Source organism: Kitasatospora sp. NPDC086791, from assembly GCF_040685975.1.
GTDB lineage: Bacteria > Actinomycetota > Actinomycetes > Streptomycetales > Streptomycetaceae > Kitasatospora.
Genome location: NZ_JBFBOC010000001.1, coordinates 231421 through 249923 on the forward strand (window position 1 = coordinate 231421; position 18503 = coordinate 249923).

Genomic DNA, 18503 nt, shown 5'->3' on the forward strand with positions numbered 1-18503 from the left:
TGCGCCTCCGACCTCCCGCCCGCTCGGGGCCCTGCGGGCCCACGGCCCGAGCCCCGCGGGCTCACCCCCGCTGGTCCACCACCCGCTTGATCTTCCCGACCGAGCGCTCCAGGGTGTACGGCTCGACCACCTCGACCGCGACCGTGACGCCGACCCCGTCCTTCACCGCGCGGACGATCGCCTCCCGCGCCGCGTCCCGCTGCTCGGCGGGCGCGTCCGGCCGGGCCTCGACCCGGACGGTCATCCGGTCCAGCCGCCCCTCCCGGGTGAGCCGCAGCTGGAAGTGCGGCGCGACGGCCGGGGTGCGCAACAGGATCTCCTCGATCTGGGTCGGGAAGACGTTCACCCCACGCAGGATGATCATGTCGTCGCTGCGCCCGGTGACCTTCTCCATCCGCCGGAAGGCCGGGCGCGCGGTGCCGGGCAGCAGCCGGCTGAGGTCGCGGGTGCGGTAGCGGATGACGGGCAGCGCCTCCTTGGTGAGGCTGGTGAAGACCAGCTCGCCGCCCTCGCCCTCGGGCAGCACCTCGTCGGTGAAGGGGTCGACGACCTCCGGGTAGAAGTGGTCCTCCCAGATGTGCAGCCCGTCCTTGGTCTCCACGCACTCCTGGGCGACGCCCGGGCCGATCACCTCGGAGAGGCCGTAGATGTCGACGGCGTGCAGGTCGAGCCGCTCCTCGATCTCGCGCCGCATCTCCTCCGTCCACGGCTCGGCACCGAAGATGCCCACCTTGAGCGAGGTGCCGCGCGGGTCGATGCCCTGCTTCTCGAACTCGTCGAGCAGGGTGAGCAGGTAGGACGGGGTGACCATGATGATCTCGGGCTCGAAGTCCCGGATCAGCTGCACCTGCCGGGCCGTCATGCCGCCGGAGGCCGGGATCACGGTGCAGCCGGCCCGCTCGGCGCCGTAGTGCGCGCCGAGGCCGCCGGTGAACAGTCCGTAGCCGTAGGCGATGTGCACCTTGTGACCGGGCCTGCCGCCGGCCGCGCGGATCGATCGGGCGACCACGTCGGCCCACATCGAGAGGTCGTTCTCGGTGTAGCCGACCACGGTCGGCAGGCCGGTGGTGCCGCTGGAGGCGTGGATCCGGCGGACCTGGTCCATCGGGACGGCGAACATGCCGAAGGGGTAGCCCTCGCGCAGGTCGGCCTTGGTGGTGAAGGGGAAGCGGGCGAGGTCCGCCAGGGTGCGGCAGTCCTCGGGGCGGACGCCGGCCGCGTCGAACTTGCGGCGGTAGAGCTCGACGTTGTCGTACGCGTGCCGCAGGGTGGCCCGCAGCCGGGTGAGCTGGAGGGCGCGCAGCTCGTCCACGCCCATCCGCTCGCCGGCGTCCAGGAGCTCGGGCGGGATCGGCTCCCCGAGGTGTCGGCGCGGGACGGGTGCGGTGCCGGTCATCGTCGCTCCTTCGGTCCTTCGGCGGTCGGCCGATCCGGTACGGCCTACCGATCGTTCGGTCAGCCGCACTCGGGCTCAGTAATCCAGCACCCGCGGCTACTGTCAAGGGATCGCGCCGGACTTCCGGAACCCGGAAGTCCGGGGTTCCGGGTTCCGGAATGCGAAGTTCCGACGGATTCGCGCCGACTTCACCCCGACACCTTGGCTGTCCGATATGAAAATCATTACGGAAGCTTGACTCGGGCGCGGCATCCTTCGGCCCGGCCACATGGTTCAGTAGTGCGGTTTCTCCCCCGCACCCCGGAGTGATCACCGTGCCCACGACTCCTGCCCTGGTCAGCGCGCTGCGCGAGCTCGGCGACCGGCCCGCCGTCGTCGCCGACGGGCGCGCGATCAGCGGCATCGGCCTGCTGCTCGGCGTCTCCCCGCCGGGCGGCCTCCCGCGGGCCCTCGCCGTACGCGTCGCCGAGCACGCCGCGCTCGCGCCCTCCGCGGCCCGCGCCGCCGAGCAGCGGCTGCGGTACTGGGCCGGCGTCCTCGGCCCGCCGCCGATCCGGCACACCGTGCTGCACCCCGTCACCGACCTCGCCGTCGACCTCGCCCTCGCCACCCTGCTGGCCGGCGGCACCGTCCTCTGCGGCGACCCCGAACAGCCGCCCGAGCAACAGCTCGCCGCCCTCGCCGCCAACCGCACCACCCACCTCAGCCTGCCCTCCGCCCTGCTCTGGCGGCTCAGCCGGCGGCCCGGCCCGACCGACCCGGGACCCACCGACCCGGGGCCCACCGGCGCCGACCCCGTCCCTCACGACCTCGGCGCCTCCGACGTCCGCGCCCACGACCTCTCCGCCCACGACCTCAGCGCGCTGCGGCTCGTCCTGCACATCGGCCCCGAACCCCGCCAGGAGGACGTGTACGCCGCCGTCGACGCCCTCGGCGCCGTCCTCGCCCACGTCCGTGCACCCGACAGCAACGCCGAGGCCGCCGACCGCCGGCTGCGCGCCGCCACCGAGGCCGCCATCGCCGCCGCCTGGAAGCACAGCATCGGCATCACCGCCGAGCAGGTGCGCGACTTCGGCGCCCAGCTCGACCGGGCCGTACTCGCCTCGATCCTGCTGGCCCTCCAGCAGAGCGGCGTCCTCACCGACCCCCGGCGCGGCTACCCCGAGGCCGAGGTGCAGGCCACCGCGATGGTCACCCCCGCCCAGCGCCCCCGCGTCACCCGCTGGCTCGACGCGCTCGCCCGGCACGGCCTGATCAGCCGTCACGACGGCGGCGCCCAGGGCGCGGTCCATCACGGCGGGCCCGCGCTCACCGCCACCGAGGTCCGGGACTCCTGGCGGCCGGTCGTCGAGGCCTGGGCCGACGGGCTCGGCCCCGCCGCCGCCCTGGACCGGGTCCGGCGCGGCGCGCTGCGGCTGCCCCGCCTGATCACCGGTGAAGCGGCACCCCACCCCGCCGCCGCCCCGGTCCGCTGGTCCGCCGCCCGCGGCTACCTCGGCGCCGCCCTCGGCGCCCTGGTGCGCGCCACCGCCGACGCCCACGACGGACCGGCGCCGCTGCGCGTCCTCGAACTCGACCTCGACGGTGTCGACACCGCGGTCGCCCGGGCCCTCACCGCCCGCCCCCGGCCCAGCGCCGAACACCACACCGCCCCCGACGGCGGGCGCTACGACCTCGTCGTCGCCACCGCGACCCGGCGACCGGAGGAGGAGGCCGCGGCACTCGTCCGGCTGCTCGCCCCCGGCGGCCGGCTGCTGCTCACCGCCCCCACCGCCGAACAGCTCGACCTGCTGATCACCGGCGACGCCCACCGACACCTCCCCGCCCACCCGGCCGACCACTGGCAGGCCGCCCTCACCACGGCCGGCTGCCCGACCGTCCACGCCCTGCCCGAGGACGGGCACCCGATGGCTCTGCTGGGGCACCGGCTGTTCGCGGCCCGGGTGGACTGAAGCCTCGGGGGGACGCCTCGGGAGGACGGGGGCCTCGGGAGGGGGTGCGGCGGTCGTGACCGGCCGGCCGGCGCGCGTTCCCGTGTGCGCCGACGCGATCCCGCCGGCCGGTGCGGTCCGGCGGCCCGGGCGCGGGGCGCTCATGGCCGCACGGTGAAGCCCGGGTCACACACGGCCACCCGATCCGTACCATTTCGATACCGAAGCCTGGGTGAGCTGCAAGGATTCTCGCCGCCCGGGCCGGTCCCCGGGTAGGCTCCGCATGTCCTCCGGCCCTCGCGCAGGCGGCCCCCTGCCGCCGTGCCGCGTTCCGGAGGCGCACCCCCGCGGGCCATTCGGTGGGCACCGCGCACTCGACATCGCGCGCCAGGGCAGTCGCGCGAACGGCGAAGGGCATCGCATTGGCGGATCGGCTCACCGGAGGAGACTCCTCGCTGCTGCGGCGGATCAACGCGGCGGTCACACTCCGGGCGCTGCGGAACGGCCACTCCGTGACCCTCACTCAGCTCGTCGGGGAGACCGGGCTCTCCCGCCCGACGGTCGAGGGCGTGATCGAGGGGCTGGTCGAAACCGGGCTGGTCGCCGAGGTCGAGCAGCCGAGGGAGGACGGTCAGCCGGGCACCGGCCGCCGTGGCCGCCCGGCCCGCTGGTTCCGCTTCCGCGCCGAGGCCGGGCACATCCTCGGCATCGAGATCGGCGTGCACGACATCCGGGTCATCCTGGCCGACCTCACCGGCGAGGTGGTGGGCAGTCACTTCAAGCCGGTCGACGAGACCCTCGACGCCGAGGAGCGGCTCACCGCCGTCCGTACCGCCGTCGCCGAGGTGCTGCGCAAGGCCGGCATCTCCCGCGACAACCTCTGGGCCGTCGGCATCGGCACCCCCGGCATCGTGGACCGCGAGGGCACCGTCAAGCTCGGCACCGCGATGCCCGGCTGGACCGGCCTCGACCTCGGCGCCCGACTGCGGCGCTCCTTCCGCTGCCCGGTCCTGATCGAGAACGACGCCAACCTCGCCGCCATCGCCGAGCACTGGCAGGGCGCGGCGCTCGGCGCCGACGACGTCGTCTTCGTGATGGCGGGCCTCAGTCCGGGCGCGGGCTCCCTCATCAACGGGCGGCTGCACCGCGGTTACGGCGGCGCGGCCGGTGAGATCGGCGCGCTGCACCTGCTCGGCCAGGAGGTCACCCCCGAGCGCCTGCTGTCCACCACCGGCAAGCCGCTCAACCCGCTGGACGAAGCCGCCGTCGCCCGCGTGCTGCGGCTGGCCCGGGAGGGCGACGAGGTCGCGAAGGTCGCCATGGACCGCTTCCTCACCCGCCTCGTCCAGGGCGTCGCCGCGCTCGTCCTGGCCATCGACCCGCAGCTGGTGGTCATCGGCGGCTGGGCGGCCGGCCTCGACGGCGTCCTCGACCCCCTGCGCGAACGCCTCGCCCAGTTCACCCTGCGCGCCCCCGAGGTCGCCCTGGCGGCCCTCGGCTCGGAGGTCGTGGCGATGGGCGCCCTGCGCGTCGCCCTGGACCACGTCGAGGAGCAGCTCTTCGCGGTGGACCCGCCACGGGCCTGACGCCCCACGTCGGGCCCGGCGTCCCACGTCGGGCCCGACGACGGCCGGGGCACCACGACGTCACCCAACGGCAAAGGCCCGGACGCCGGTTGGCGCCCGGGCCTCGACCTGAGGGTTACCGGAGAATGGTTCGGGGGTGGTGCGTGACGAAGCGGTGCGTCACGAAGCGGTGCGGACCGCCGCGGTCGCGGCGGCCTGAGCGACCGGGGTGACCTCGACCAGTCCGGTCTCGCCGAAGGTCAGCTTGCAGGTGTCCGCCCGGTAGGTGGCGACGGCCACGGCGGCGAGGCGGCCGGCCGCGGCGTACTGGGTGGTCAGGACCAGGACCGGGGTGCCGGGCGGGCGCTCCAGGAGAGCGGCCTCGTCGGCCTCCGCGACACCGAGCTCCACCGAGCGCGACTCGCCGTCGACCTCCAGCCGCTCCAGCTGGCGCAGCACCGAGCGGGCGCGGTCGCTCTCGGCGCGGAAGCCGGGCAGGTGCGGCAGCGCGGCGGCCGGAACGTGCAGCGACTCGGTGGCCATCGCACGGCCCTCCACCAGGCGGACCCGGCGGACGGTGTGCACGGTGGCGCCCTCGGCGATGCCGAGGCTCTTGGCCAGCTGCGCGGTGGCGGGGGCGGTGGTGCAGTCGATCGTGCGCCAGGACTGGCTGCGGACGGTGCCGGGCCAGCCCTCCTCCTGCCGGTTGACCGGGACGCCGACCCGCGGAGCGGCGATCAGGGTGCCGATGCCCCGGCGGCGGACCAGCCGGCCCTCCAGCTCCAGCTGGTCGAGCGCCTGGCGCAGCGTCGCCCGCGCCACGCCGAAGCGGGCGGAGAGCTCGCGCTCGTTGGGCAGGACCTGACCGGTGGAGAACTCCGAGTCGATGGCCCGCAGCAGCACCGTGCGCAGGTGCCAGTACTTCGGCTCCGGCACCGCAGAAAGCTGTCCTGTCGTCCCCACCGCGTCCTCCACCTGTTGCTCTGTCCGCCCTGCGACAAGGGCGGATGCCGGGCCCGCTGTCCGCTGTTGCGGCAGGTGGGAGAGCGGGCTTTATCCGTCCTTCTTTATTAAAGGTCCTTGCAGTAAACGACCCTAGGTGCTCCGTCCGGAGATGGTCAAGACCAATGGCGAGGCTCAATGCGACTGTCGCACATATTCATGCCGCGTTCACGACAGCTCCCGCCGGTCGGTGCCACAATCCACCGACCCCGGCCCGGCCGCGCGTCACGATTCGGGTCGGATACGGCCAGTCGGTAGGCTGCCCGGGTGATCGTGGTGACGAGTGTGAACGTGAACGGAATCCGGGCGGCGGCCAAGAAGGGCCTCATCGAGTGGCTGGTCGGCACCGAAGCGGACGTGATCTGCCTGCAGGAGGTGCGCTCCGAGCCCGAGCAACTGCCCGTCGAGCTGCGCGACCTGGACGGCTGGCACGCGGTCTGGGCCCCCTCCGCCACCAAGGGCCGCGCCGGCGTCGCCATCCTGTCCCGGCAGGAGCCGCAGCGCACCGCGATCGGATTCGGGTCCGAGGAATTCGACAATTCGGGCAGGTATGTGGAAATCGACCTGCCTGGAATGACCATCGCCAGCCTCTACCTCCCCTCCGGCGAGGTCGGCACCGAGCGCCAGGACGAGAAGGAACGCTTCATGGCGGAATTCCTCGTCCACCTCACCGCCCTGCGCACCCGCGCCGCCGCCGACGGCCGCGAGGTCGTGGTCTGCGGCGACTGGAACATCGCCCACCGCCCCGAAGACCTCAAGAACTGGAAGGCCAACCAGAAGTCCGCCGGATTCCTCCCCGAAGAACGCGCCTGGCTCTCCCGCGTCTACGACGAGGCCGGCTACGTCGACGTCGTCCGCGCCCTCCACCCCGACCGCACCGGCCCCTACTCCTGGTGGTCCTACCGCGGCCGCGCCTTCGACAACGACTCCGGCTGGCGGATCGACCTGCACTGTACAACTCCCGGCATCGCCGCCAGTGCGGTTGAGGCCTACGTCGAGCGCCCTGCCACGCACGCCGAGCGCTGGTCTGACCACGCACCTGTCACCGTGGTGTACGACCACGACTTCTGACGACTCCCTTGGGAGGAGTTCCGTGTCAGACACAGGTGCTCAACGAGGCATTGTCTGATCGGCGGCCCCGGCTCGAAGGCATGCTCACGCGCGCCTTCGAGCGCCAGGACTCCAACTACGCAGCTAAGAAGCCGCGCAGCTACGACGAGCAGGCCCCCGGCACGGCTGAGCAACTGACCGACGGACGGCCTGTCGATGCCATCCAGGCCGCGACGACGGCGGCTGCGGCTGCGGCTGACTCGATCAGCGTGACGTTGCTTTCCACCTGCCACTGATTCCGCGTCGGCCAGGGTCCGGTGCCTGCGGGATATCCGTGGCACCGGACCGCCAGGTCGTTGAGTGAACCGAGGCCGGCCGAGGACACCCCCGCCCACCCACCACCTGTCCAGCCGGGTACCGCTGTTGGCCACCAGCGTCAGCCCGCCCCTATCGCCACCCTGCCAGATGGACCGGCATCGCCGCCGGCAGCCAGGAGCGGGACATCTCGACGACCGACGCCCCACCCGGACATCGCTGATCGGTGCGGCGGAGGCAACCCGTCGGCTTCGCGCTGGGGACGGGAACGGGCCGTGCTGGGCCGCTGCCAGACGCGGAGCACCGGGATGGGGTGTCATCGTCGTCGTCTTGGGTGTGGTCTACGATCCGCCCGAGTGGATCTTGACGTATCGCGGTGTGCGAGTGCCGTGCCGAAGCAGGGGGTGGGGCGTTGCCGTCAGTTGACGTGGTGCGGGAATCGGCCGGGGCCGGGCGGGTCGTACTGTTCGAGGAGTCGGCACGGGACGGCGCTCAGGCCAAGACCCTGATGAGTGCCGACTTCCGGGTCCGGCTGGCGCGGGAGCAGGGGGCGCTGTTCGGGGCGGACGGCCCTCGGCACGTGGTGTTCGCGGCGGGCTTCCCTTCCGTGTGCGGGCAGGAGTTCGAGGCGACGCGCCAGGTCGCGCTGGAGGCGCAGGGCTCGGTCAGTCCGTCCGCGATCTGCCGCGGCACGGTGACCGATGTGCGGCTGGCGCTGAGCGCGGTGCGGGGCGCGGCGCACGCGCGGGTCATGGTGATCGTGGCCGCCTCCGAGGCGACCGCCCGGGCCCTGGTGCACAGCGGCGCCCGTGAAGCCCTCGCCGGAGGCTTGGACGTGGTCAAGGAGGCTGTGGGCCTGGCGGACGGGATAGCGGTGGATGTGTGCCTGGTGGACGCGCCCCGCGCGGACCACGGCCTGGTGGCCGAGTACGCCGGCGCGATGACCGCTCAGGGGGCGGGGACGATCGTGCTGGCCGACACGGTCGGCGACCTGCTGCCCGGCCAGACCCGGGAGTTGTTCCAGCGGGTCGCCGCCGGCGCGGGGCCCGAGGCGGTCCTGGTCTCGCACCTGCACAACGACCTGGGCCTGGGCCTGGCCAACACCCTGGCCGCCCTGGAGAGCGGAGTGCGGGTGGCGGCGTGCTCGTGGCTGGGCATGGCCGAGCGCAGCGGCATGACCGCCACCGAGCAGCTGCTCTTCCTCCTCGCGCACGATCGGGCCAAGGCCGAACAGGTCCTGGGGCCCGGCTGCGAGCCGTGGTGGACGCAGCCGGACCTGACCCGGCTGCCGGGGATCGCACGGATGGTGTCCGCCGAGACCGGGGTGCCGCTCACCGTCACCACCCCCATCGTGGGCACCGGCGTCGCCACCATCTCCACCGGCACCCCCTTCACCCACCCCCAGACCTTCCAGCCCTACGACCCCCGACAGCACCTCGGCCTGGCACCGACCGTGGTCCTCACCCACCTCGCCAGCCACCGCGTGCTACGCGCGGTCGCCGAGCGACTCGGCCACCACCTGGACCCGGCCCAGACCCGCACCGCACTGGCCTGGGTCAAGGACCGCGCCTACCGCCAGAGCCACGCCGTCATCGCCGACGCCGACTTCGCCGCCTACCTCGACGGCCTCACCGCCACCACCCCCGGATCATGAACGGACCCGCCCCCATGCCGGCCACCACCTCGCTCGACACCAGCGCCGCCACCCGCGCCCTGACGGCCGGACGGGCCGTCATCCTGCCCAACCCCAGCCCCCTGACCTACGTCGTCACCGCCACCACCCCCCAGGCCGTCAACAACGCCAAAGGCCGCCCCACCGACCAGGAAGTCGCCCTCTGGGTCCACGACGACACCACCTGGACCGACCTCACCACACAACTCGACCTGACACCGACCGCCCTGCGGACCGCGCTCACCCTGCTCCGCGACCACCTGGTCACCCTCCTGGTACCGGTACGCACCGACACCCCGCCACCGGGCTGGACCACCCCCGCCCTCCGCGACGGACACCTCCTGCTCTTCGGCGCCCGCTGGCACCCCCTCACCCCGCTGCTCAGCCGCTTCCCACGCCTTTACGTCAGCAGCGCCAACCGCACCGGACAGCCACCCGCCGCCACCGCCCCCCAGGCAACCGCCATGTTCGGACCCGACACCCCCGTCACCGACGCCGACACCCTGCGCCACACCGACACCCCCCACGCCGCCACCACCATGCTGCGCATCACCCCCGACGGGGACCTGGCCCACATCCGCCACGGCGCCCAGGACGAGGCCCACGGCTGTGACCCGAACCGCTACCTCGAACACCTCCGCACCGCGATCACCTGAACCCCGGTCTCCATGGAACCTCAGACACGGGCCCGGGGTGCGGCCGCAGGCGACGTACCGGCGCCGCATGCCGTGGCCACGCCGAGGAGCGCGCCCGTCACGGCCAGCGCCGCGACCCTGGGCATGGTGCGCATGCTGATCAAGAAGCGGGGCATCGGGCCAGTGGAGGCATTTCATGATCTCGTCTGATCGGCACGGCAGGTACCAGGCCCGGAGCGTGATCCCCGCCATGGCCTCAAGAAACAGGACCGGCGTGCTGCTCGTGACCGTATGCACCGCTCGCCTGCCGATTCCCGGTCCAAGAGGACCTCACGCGAGTTGTCCGCCCGGTCCAGCGTCTTGTTCGCCTGGTGCGGAACAGGTCAACGCCTCGTCCGTCGGAGGTGCGGGGCCGGCTCGGTCGAACCGTCGCACCGGCGGAGACGTGAGCGGGGATCGGAATCGGGCGAGCGCCGACGACACCGGAAGCTACGGTCGACGCGCGCCCCGGGAGTGCTCCCCTCCACGTCACGGCACAGGTCCTCCCGGCTGGCACAGTGGCCGCAGATCGCCGATGGTGGCGGTGGAGCAGGCACGACCCCCGGAGGTGTGTGATGAGCGTGGAACCCGGCCGCTCAGCTCGGATCGTCGTGGGGGTGGACGGTTCCCCGACGTCTAGGACCGCGCTGGCGTGGGCGGTCCGGCAGGCTGGGCTGACCGGTGGCAGCGTGGATGCGGTGATCGCCTGGCAGTACCCGGTCGGCTACGGGTCGCCCTCAGCGGCCATGCCGAACTTCGACTTCGCGGGCAACGCACGCCAGGCCCTGGCCGGGGCCGTCGCGGCGGCCACGACGGAGGCCCCGCAGGTCGAGGTCCGCCAGCACGTCGTCCGGGGCCACCCCGCTGCGGAGCTCCTGAAGGCCTCGGACGGCGCGCAGCTCCTGGTCGTGGGCAACCGCGGGTACGGCGGATTCGCCGAGGCCCTGCTGGGCTCGGTGAGCCAGCACTGCGTCCATCACGCGCGCTGCCCTGTCGTCGTCGTGCGCACCGCCGAGCCCGAACCGCGGTCGGAGCCGTGACCGGCGAGGCGATCGACTACCGGGCGGTGTTCCATGCCCTGCCCGGCATGGTCGCCCTGCTCACCCCGGACCTGGTGTACGCCGACGCCAACGAGGACTTCCTCAGCCTGTCCGGGCGCACCCACGAGCAGCTCATCGGCCGGTACCTCTTCGAGGTCTTCCCCGACAACCCGAACGACCCCGCCGCGACCGGTGCCCGGAACCTGGAGGTGTCCCTGCGCAGGGTCCTGGCGTCCGGTGAGCGCGACACCATGGCTCTGCAGCGCTACGACGTCGAGTCGACCACCCGGCCCGGCGAGTGGGAGGAGCGGTACTGGAGCCCGGTCAACGCCCCCGTGCTCGACGCCGAGGGCCGTACGGTGCTGCTCGTCCACCGGGTCGAGGAGATCACCCAGCTCATCCGTGCCCACGGCCTGCCCGAGGGCAACCGCGCCCGCGTCCTGGAAGCCGAGCTCTACACCCGCGCCCGCGAACTCCAGGAGGTCAACGAGCGCCTTCGCGAGGCCCACGCCCGGGAACGCGAGGTCGCACTCGCGCTCCAGGAGGCCATGCTGCCCGCGCCTCGACCTCTCGGAGGCCACCGCGCCGCGGTCCGCTACCGGCCCGCCGTGGGTGCGCTGAACGTCTGCGGGGACTGGTACGACCTCGTCGAGCTGCCAGGCAACCGCGTGGCGGTCGCCGTCGGCGACGTGGTCGGCCACGGCCTGGTCGCCGCCGGTGTCATGGGCCAGCTCCGCAGTGCCCTCAGCGCCGCCTCCCGGGTCGCCACCGGCCCCGCCCAGGCCCTGGAAGTGCTCGGGCTGTACGCCCGTTCCGTCGAGGGCGCCGAGTCCACCACCGCCGCGACCGCCTTCATCGACTCCGGCACCCGCACGATCACCTATAGCAGCGCCGGCCACCCTCCGCCCGCCCTGCTGCACGTCGATGGCACCGTCGAATTCCTCGACCGAGCCACCGACCCTCCGCTCGGCGCCCGCCCCGAGCACCGGACACGGCCCGAGGCCGTCACCCGCTTCGCCGAAGGCGACATGCTCGCCCTCTACACCGACGGCCTGGTCGAACGCCGCCGCGAGGACATCGACACCGGCCTGGACCGCCTCGCACAGGTCCTCACCGCGCACCGCTCCGCCGACCCCGACACCCTCGCCGACACCGTCCTCACCGAACTGCTCCCACCTGGCGGCGCCACCGACGACACCGCACTCGTCGTCATCAGGCTCTGACCGCAGCTCCGGGCCTGTCGGCGGGCCCCGGGGGCGCCGGCCGGGGCGCACGGGACGTGAGAGCAGGCCCGCCGTCCGAAGCCCACGCTCGCCCCCTCGCGGGAGACGTACCCCGACGTCGAGGTGGTGGCCTCCCTGCTGCGCGGCAGCGCCGCCGCGGCACTCGTCGAGGCCACGGGCCGCCCGGATCTCTCGGTCGTCGGCCGCCACGACCGCGCGGCGGTCCTCGGCACGCACCTGGGGCCGGTCGCCCAGGCGGCGGTCCACCACGTCCACAGCCCGCTCGCGGTGGTCCCCTACGGCTGACATCCGATCGGCCTGCTCGTCATCGTCTCCACCCGGTGTATCCCGCTTCTCGCGGCAGAGCCGGGCGTGGAGTCCACGCTCGCCGGGCTCCAGTCGAGGCGGCCCTCTGCGTCGGCCGCGGTCTGCAGGGAGGTCGGGATCCGGTCCCAGGTGCCGTCCACGCACCAGCGGCGATGCCGGTCGTACACCGTCGTCCACGGCCCGAAGCACGGCGACAGATCTCGCCACGGCACGCCGGTGCGCGCTCTGTAGAGGATCCCGTTGATCACCCGTCGATGGCTGGCCCACCGGCCGCCCCGCCGCCCATTCGCCGGCAGGTGCGGCTTCAGCCGGTCCCACTCGTCCTTGCTCAGATCTCCCCGCCCCGTGACCAGTACAACGAGCCGATCATGCGATGGTCACAAGATCCGCCGTACAGAACCTAGACCCCCCGGGTTCCTCAACTCCGTCTGGCTGGTGGCGATCTGCTTCGGCGCCACGCCGACCCGCAGCCGTTGGTGCAGGTCGAACGGGTTGTCGATCAGGACGGCCTCGGCCTGGCCGCGGCGCAGAGCGGCGACCGTGTCCGCGAGCCCCTCGGCCGCGCCGCTGCCACGGGCGCGGCGGACCATGAACCGTTCCACGCAGGCGTGGTCACGGGCGGACAACCGGCCGCAGACGAGGTAGCCGAGCTCCTCCTCCAACAGCGCGCGCTCCGGCCTGGCGTCCGGACCGCCGCTTCTGTCGACTCCGACGAGTCGCGGACGCAGGCGCTTTTGGCCTCGACCTCGGATTCCGCTGCGCGGGCACCCGGCGGCTGGGCGACCCGGTGGACGGTGGCGGCCACGTACCGGATGTCCGGGGCGTGCCGGAGGGAGAGCGGCATCGCGTCGGGGAGCATGGCGAGCCGGGCTGTGTCGCCGGGCGGTGGGTCGGGCGGTTACTCGGCGAAGGCGAGGCGCCCGTGGGCGGCGAAGACCGCCTGACCGTGCCGACCGGGAAGGCCGCAGTCGGTGCCGACAACCTGGGCGATCGCCCCGGTGGTGGCCATGTCGGCAACTTGGGCTGCCAGTTGGGCTTCCAGGCGGCGGCTCAGCTCGATCGTGCGGTCGGGGTCGTCGCGGCCGCGCGAGGTGTCGACGTAGGCACAGGCGTAGGGGCCCTGCCGCGCGTACAGCGGGCCGAGGAAGGAGAGTTGCGTGATCGACTTCCTGGACTGGCCTAGAGTCCCTGGGCGAGCAGGAGTTCGTGGGCGAGGCGGCCGGCGCGGGCCGGGCGTTCGGGATCGGGTTCCTGGTCGGGGATCTCCTCCATTCCTTGGACGAGGGCGCGGATCGCTTGGCCGAGGGCCCGGACCTGGGCTTCCAGCAGCTCGATGCGTTCGACGGCGCTCTCGACGTCCCGGCCGGCCGGGTGGAGCGCTACCTCGGGTGACTCGGCGGATTTGTCGGTTTTCATCGTGGGGCTCCTCGTGGGCGGTGGGGCTATGCGGCGGGTGTGATCAGGCCGTAGGGAGCGTATTTGGTCGTGATCAAGGAATGGTCTTGGCGAGGTCCTTGATCCAGATCATCGAGGCGCGGAGGTGGAGGCCGGCGAGGTAGCTCTCGGGCTTCTTGTCGAACCGGGTGGCGATGCCCCGCCAGGCCTTCAGCCTGTTGATCAGGCGCTCGACGGTGTTCCGCTCCATACCTTGAAGAGCTCGACGTCGTGGCCGACTGGCCGACCACCCCTGCTGCCCTTCTTCTTTCGATTGGCGGCCTGGTCCCGCTTCTCCGGGATGACCGCCTTGATGCCGCGATTGCGCAGGTGGGAGCGGTTGCCGCGGGAGGAGTAGGCCTTGTCGCCGGCCACCGCGTCGGGCCGGGTGCGGGGACGGCCGACCGGCCCGCGCACCCGCACCTTCTTCAGCACGGGGATGAACTGCGGGCTGCCGGCGGCCTGCCCCTCGGTCAGGACGATGGCCGGCGGGCGGCACCTGCGCTCGCCGGCGACGTGGACCTTGCTGGTCTGCCCGCCCCTGGACCGTCCGAGCAGGGCGGCCTTCAGGCGGAGCTTGCGTCGGCGTCGGACACGTCGCCGTTCTTCCCGTTCCGGGTCGTCTGCGGTGTCCTGCCCGTCTTGTTCCTTCGGGCCTCCCCGTTTTGCCGGGCCTTCTCCGCCTCCTCGGCCGCCTTCTCCAGGTCGGCCAGCGTATCCGGGTCGAGGTGCATCCCGGCGGCGTCGTGGTGAGCTCGGACGGTGGTGGAATCCACGCTGACCAGCGACAGGTCCACCTCACCCCGCTTCGTGGCCTCCGCGATCGCGCCCTCCAGCAGGGCCTCGAAGACCCCGGCGTCCCTCCACTGCCGGAAGCGGTTGTGGACCGTCGACCAGGCCCCGAACTCCTGAGGCATCTCCCTCCACTGGCCGCCCGTCCGAAACCTCCAGATCACGCCCTCGAACTGCCGGCGCAGCCGCTCGAGGTACGGGCCGTACTCGCCGATCGGCAGGTACGGCCCGATGAACTCCCACTCGGCGTCAGTCAGTTGCACTCGCGTCACGCAACACGGCCTACCGGATCAGGCGCGACCACGAGGGCGAATCCCACAGATTGATCACGACCCGATACCCGCCCTAGCAGACAGAAAAGCGAAATTGAGTAGATGACAAGGTGGTCTCGGTAGGCGGAACTCCGCCTACCGAGACCACCTCTCACTGTGCGGCAAGCCGATCGCTGGAGAGGTCCGACGGCGTGCCCGGGCGGCTTCCGTCGGGGCGACCGAGGTCAGGGCCCGTCCCGTCCACGTGACGTGACGTCCCACACCGCCTCATGACCTCGGGCTCCTCCCTTCTCCCGGCGTCAGCGACCGGTGGCGTCAAGGGGGCGCCGGAACATGAGGGCGTGCACCGAGAAGCGTGACCCGTCGAAGTCCGCCTGGCCCGCTGCCTGCCGTTCCTTCAGCAGGCCCAGCATGGTGTCCTTTTGCTCGGAGTAGGCCAGGAGCGGAATGTCCATCTCGAAGATCTCAAGCGTGTCCATCTCATAGCCACGCCCGGTGAGCTGCGCGACGGTACGGGGGATGTCGGCGAGCGAGGAGTGCGCCATGAGCAGGATGCCGCCCGGTGCGAGGACCGTGTCCATCCGCTCGACGACGGCGTCGTACATCGCTCGGCCTCCCTCGCGGGCGACCAGGGCGGTTTCCAGCCCGTCACCCCGCGCGTAGGCGGGGTCGTAGGGAAGATGCGGCGGATTCGTGATCACCAGGTCGAACCTCCCGTCCGGCGTGTACTCCTCCAGCGGCGAGGTGACACAGGTCAGCCGCGTGGCGTCGAGGCCGTTGGTCACCACGTTCGCGACGGTCTGGGCGGCGGAGGCCGGGTTGATGTCCAGGGCGGTCACCCGCTCGGCGCCGGCTGCGAGCAGGACGACGCTGTAGAGGCCGGAACCGGCTCCGATGTCCAGGGCGTTGACGCCGTTCAGGTCGGGAGCGTCGTCACCGTTGAGGGCGGCGATCAGGCTCAGCCCGCAATCGGTCGGGAAGAGGACCTCGGTGGGGTCCTCCACCGCGATCTGAAGGCGCATGCCGCGGAACTCGAAGATCCCGCACGAGGGGCGGGATCGCCACAGCGAGCGGCTCTCGCCGACGGGCAGGACGCGACGTCGCGGCAGCGTCCGGATCGGAGCGTAGGTCATCGCAGCGTGGACCTTTCGGGTTGGGGAACAGCCGGCGGGAACCGAGGAGCGCAAGCGTCCGGGACTCCGCCGAGGGGTCGGGGGTTGGTCGGCGCCCCGGGAGGTCGTGGCGCCCGCTCCGTCGGGCCGGTCACTCGGCGAGCGCGGACAGCACGGTGCGGACGGCGTCGTCGGCGATCTGCCGTCCACGAGGCTCGGAGATCAGGCCCTCGACGTAGCCGAAGTTCCAGGCGAGCTGGCCGTGACTGGTGGTGGCGGTCGCCACGATGGCGCCCACCACCGAGATGCCTGTGACGAACTGGGCGCCGGAGATTCGCCACGCGCCCGCCCGTTCGGGGAACTCGTAACGTCCGACGTTGGACAGACAGAGGTTGATCGGCCCCTTCTCGTCCATGAACCGCATGAACGCTTCGCTGTCCGCCGTCGACTTCGGTCCCGCCCGGCGCGGCAGGCTGAGCATGGACAGGTGCTCCTGGCGCCTCCGGCGTCGCACCAGGTCCTGGCTGATCTCCCGAGCCATCGACCACAGTGGCCCACCCGGCTCGTAGCGGACGCGGGAGGGGACGGTGGCCACGAAGGTGCCTACCTCGTCGGGGGAGACGACCGGATCGAGGTCGCCGCGGAAGTCGACCGGCGAGCCGATGGAGAAGTGGGTGCCGGCCGGGGCTCCGGCGTCCCGGGCGACGGCCGTGACCATCGCGGCGGCCAGGACTCCGTGGACCGTGGTGCCGTGCCGCTTGGCCGCCTGCACCAGCTGGTCCAGCTGGTCGGTGGTGAAGAGCCGGTGGACCGTCCGGGTGCGCCGTTGCCCGAACGGGACCCGGCGGCTGGGGGTGACCCGCTGGGCGGGGCCCTGCCGGGCTGCCCGGCGGTCGCGCAACGTCATCACCCCCAGTCCTGCGGCGCCCGCCGCGCCACGGTGGCGGCGCGGTAGCAGGTCCTCCGTCGCGGGCAGCGCCTGCCGCGAAAGGGCTTGATACGGCGTGCGGGAGCCCGGTTGCGCGGCGAGTTCGATCCACTCGCGGAGCAGGGACAGGCACGTCTTCCCGTCCGCGATGCAGTGCGAGGCCGTCAGCACCAGGTCGTGGACGTCCCCTTCGCCGTCCGCGCCGTTCCCTCCCGAGGTGATCACCACTGCGCGCAGCAGCGGCCCGGTGCGCCAGTCGATGCTCTCCGCGAGCTCGCGGTCGTTGACCTCGCGCTCCCACCGTGTATCGGCCACAGGGTCGTCCGGTGACACGGCGACGTGCCGGAGCGGGATCCGCTCCCCGTCCAGCGGTACGAAGACGGGGTTCGCGCCGGTGCCGCCGTCGGCGATCGCGACGCGCAGCAGGGGGTGCCGGGCCTGGAGGGCGTCCAGCGCGCGGCGGAGCGGCGACTGGGGCAGGTCTCCGTGGACACGGGCCCGTGCGATGACGTTGAGGGGTGAGGTCTGGTCGGCGATCCAGTACCAGCGCTCCAGGGGACTGAGCTCGCGCCGAACGCCGGTCGGCCCGGCGGCCGGGCCTTCGGGGAACGTGAGGGCCTGCACGGTCCGCTGGACGAGGACGCGGCGGGGTACCAGCCGGAAGTAGCCGTCCCGGGCCAGCTGCCGGCGAGGGCGGTCCGCCTGTGCCACGTCGCTCGCCGCGTGGGAGGCGGCCACCATCGCCCTGGTGCGGTCGCGCCGCCGGCCTTCGTAGGCGCGCAGGGCCAGTACCGGGTCATCGGCCGTCGCGGGCTCGGCGAGGGTGTGGGCCAGGACGACGGCGTCCTCGATGGCCATGGCCGCCCCCTGCCCGAGGGTGGCCAGCATGGGGTGGGCCGCGTCACCGAGGAGGGTGACGGGGCCGTCGCCCCACCGTTCGAGGAAGCGCCGGTCGCGGGAGGGCACGGTGAGGATGTCCTGTGACGGCGTGGCCTCGATCACCGCCCGCACCTCGTCGGCCCAGCCCGCGAACGACCGTCCGAGGGCGTCCTTGACATCACCTTGGGCGGGCAGCTCCCCGACCGTGCGCACTGCGGCCCACCAGTAGCAGCGGCCGTGGCCGATGTCGATGAGGCCGAACCGCTGTCCGCTGCCCCAGTAGTGGCGCACGCCGCCGGTGGTGACCCGCGGGTGCCGGAAGGGGACGACGCCGAGCCGGTAGAAGTAGCCGCTGTCCCGCGGCGCCTCGGGGCCGACGAGGTGGCGCCGTACAGCCGAGTCGAAGCCGTCGGCTCCGATCAGGATGTGCCCACTCGCCGAACGCCCGTCCGCGAAGCGGACGGTGACACCGGCGTCGTCGGCCTCGAAACCGGTAGCGGCCGCCCCCACATGGACCGGGCAGTCCCCGGCTTCCGCCAGCAGGGCCTCCTGGAGGTCCGTCCGGCTCAGGCAGACGCTGGGCGCTCCCACTCTCTCGCAGGCCTCCTTGAACGGGAGGTCCCTGATCCGTCGGCCGCACCGGTCCATGACCGTGAACGACTCCACGGTCTGGCCGCGCTTGTCCAGGCCGAGGTCGATGCCGAGGGTGGCCAGGGCGGTGACGGCGTTGCTCATGACCGACATGCCGGAGCCGGCGGCGCGCAGCTCGGTGGCGCGCTCGTACACCTCGACGTCGATGCCGACGCGTCTCAACGCGACCGCGCAGGTCAGACCGCCGATGCCGGCACCGATGATCAGGGCTTTCACGGGGGGCTTCGGTGACACGCTTCC

Annotated in this window: 14 protein-coding genes and 3 pseudogenes; 9 read left to right on the forward strand and 8 right to left on the reverse strand. The window is 72.7% G+C overall.

The features are described from left to right. Positions 1–61: 61 nt before the first annotated feature. Complete coding sequence (gene paaK, locus AB0Q99_RS00960) at positions 62–1396, reverse strand: phenylacetate--CoA ligase PaaK (RefSeq protein ID WP_363567111.1); 1335 nt, start codon at positions 1394–1396, stop codon at positions 62–64. A 314-nt stretch (positions 1397–1710) separates the two neighbouring features. Here paaK and AB0Q99_RS00965 point away from each other — a divergent pair, with 314 nt between their 5' ends. Then, the gene (locus tag AB0Q99_RS00965) at positions 1711–3348 is read left to right on the forward strand and encodes a hypothetical protein (RefSeq protein WP_363567113.1); all 1638 of its coding nucleotides are present in this window, start codon (positions 1711–1713) and stop codon (positions 3346–3348) included. Between the two features lie 401 nt (positions 3349–3749). After that, the gene (locus AB0Q99_RS00970) at positions 3750–4913 is read left to right on the forward strand and encodes an ROK family protein (protein ID WP_363567115.1); all 1164 of its coding nucleotides are present in this window, start codon (positions 3750–3752) and stop codon (positions 4911–4913) included. A 159-nt stretch (positions 4914–5072) separates the two neighbouring features. Here the strand turns inward: AB0Q99_RS00970 and AB0Q99_RS00975 are convergent, their stop codons facing one another. Continuing rightward, positions 5073–5855, reverse strand: coding sequence for a GntR family transcriptional regulator (locus tag AB0Q99_RS00975; RefSeq protein ID WP_363567117.1), 783 nt, complete (start codon positions 5853–5855; stop codon positions 5073–5075). Between the two features lie 306 nt (positions 5856–6161). Between AB0Q99_RS00975 and AB0Q99_RS00980 the strand changes: the two genes are divergently transcribed. From AB0Q99_RS00980 to AB0Q99_RS01010, 7 genes and pseudogenes are all read left to right on the forward strand, one after another. Continuing rightward, positions 6162–6965 carry an exodeoxyribonuclease III gene (locus AB0Q99_RS00980; RefSeq protein ID WP_363567119.1) on the forward strand — a complete coding sequence of 268 codons (804 nt, stop codon included), beginning with the start codon at positions 6162–6164 and terminating at the stop codon, positions 6963–6965. A gap of 35 nt (positions 6966–7000) precedes the next feature. Further along, positions 7001–7240, forward strand: a complete 240-nt coding sequence (locus tag AB0Q99_RS00985; RefSeq protein WP_363567121.1) for a hypothetical protein — start codon at positions 7001–7003, stop codon at positions 7238–7240. Between the two features lie 431 nt (positions 7241–7671). After that, positions 7672–8913, forward strand: a complete 1242-nt coding sequence (locus AB0Q99_RS00990) for a 2-isopropylmalate synthase (RefSeq protein ID WP_363567123.1) — start codon at positions 7672–7674, stop codon at positions 8911–8913. 14 nt (positions 8914–8927) lie between these two features. Then, on the forward strand, positions 8928–9587 hold the full coding sequence (locus tag AB0Q99_RS00995) for a hypothetical protein (RefSeq protein WP_363567125.1): 660 nt from the start codon (positions 8928–8930) through the stop codon (positions 9585–9587). 593 nt (positions 9588–10180) lie between these two features. Then, positions 10181–10645 (forward strand): universal stress protein, encoded by a 465-nt coding sequence (locus tag AB0Q99_RS01000; RefSeq protein ID WP_363567127.1) that lies wholly within the window; start codon positions 10181–10183, stop codon positions 10643–10645. Continuing rightward, positions 10642–11868 (forward strand): SpoIIE family protein phosphatase, encoded by a 1227-nt coding sequence (locus AB0Q99_RS01005; RefSeq protein WP_363567129.1) that lies wholly within the window; start codon positions 10642–10644, stop codon positions 11866–11868. The genes AB0Q99_RS01000 and AB0Q99_RS01005 overlap by 4 nt, the downstream gene beginning before the upstream one ends. A gap of 99 nt (positions 11869–11967) precedes the next feature. Further along, positions 11968–12174, forward strand: a pseudogene (locus tag AB0Q99_RS01010) (universal stress protein); the annotation flags it as partial. A 65-nt stretch (positions 12175–12239) separates the two neighbouring features. Here AB0Q99_RS01010 and AB0Q99_RS01015 read toward each other — a convergent pair. From AB0Q99_RS01015 to AB0Q99_RS01040, 6 genes and pseudogenes are all read right to left on the reverse strand, one after another. Further along, positions 12240–12548: pseudogene (locus tag AB0Q99_RS01015) on the reverse strand (transposase); the annotation flags it as partial. Between the two features lie 24 nt (positions 12549–12572). Continuing rightward, positions 12573–12857, reverse strand: a complete 285-nt coding sequence (locus tag AB0Q99_RS01020; protein WP_363567131.1) for a hypothetical protein — start codon at positions 12855–12857, stop codon at positions 12573–12575. Between the two features lie 517 nt (positions 12858–13374). Beyond that, complete coding sequence (locus AB0Q99_RS01025; protein ID WP_363567133.1) at positions 13375–13611, reverse strand: hypothetical protein; 237 nt, start codon at positions 13609–13611, stop codon at positions 13375–13377. A gap of 73 nt (positions 13612–13684) precedes the next feature. Further along, a pseudogene (locus tag AB0Q99_RS01030) lies at positions 13685–14693 on the reverse strand (IS5 family transposase). Between the two features lie 299 nt (positions 14694–14992). After that, positions 14993–15826, reverse strand: a complete 834-nt coding sequence (locus AB0Q99_RS01035) for a methyltransferase (RefSeq protein WP_363567135.1) — start codon at positions 15824–15826, stop codon at positions 14993–14995. Positions 15827–15956: 130 nt separating this feature from the next. Then, complete coding sequence (locus tag AB0Q99_RS01040) at positions 15957–18479, reverse strand: FAD-dependent monooxygenase (protein WP_363567137.1); 2523 nt, start codon at positions 18477–18479, stop codon at positions 15957–15959. Positions 18480–18503 lie beyond the last annotated feature (24 nt).